Here is a 423-nt window from a genome sequence, read left to right on the forward strand (position 1 = left end):
GGTGCTCATGAGAAATCCCCTAAATGTTCTGGTGGGAATTTAGGGGATTTTGGGGGGATTTTGCAAAGGTCTCAGGCAGCCGGCAGTTGCAGAAAGCCGCAGCGGTCAAGCTGAAGCATCAGGAGATGTACAGCGCGACCGCGCGGCTGGGCATCCGCACCGAACACCAAATCCGCCGCGAAATCCAGCGGACGCAGGCGGCCTACAACCGTTTGGCCAAAAGCGGTGCCGCGTCGCAACGTGATTTGGCACGGGCGGCTCAGGCGACGAAGTCGCGGATTAAAGAATTGAACGCGGAAATAAATGGCGGTGCCAGCCGTTGGCAGCGTGTCGGTTCGGGTTAATCTATTAGACCTCTTGCGAAAATATTCATCCCATCGCATTAATCAGTCCTGCAATCAGATTTACCCTTAACCCGAACCG

Annotated in this window: 1 protein-coding gene; it reads left to right on the forward strand. The window is 55.3% G+C overall.

Features of this window, described 5'->3' with window-relative positions:
* Window positions 1–86 precede the first annotated feature (86 nt).
* Window positions 87–344, forward strand: coding sequence for a hypothetical protein (locus ACTHSL_RS13080; RefSeq protein WP_440381694.1), 258 nt, complete (start codon window positions 87–89; stop codon window positions 342–344).
* Window positions 345–423: the final 79 nt, after the last annotated feature.

The sequence above is a fragment of the Neisseria sp. P0008.S010 genome, assembly GCF_051962715.1.
Lineage (GTDB): Bacteria > Pseudomonadota > Gammaproteobacteria > Burkholderiales > Neisseriaceae > Neisseria > Neisseria elongata.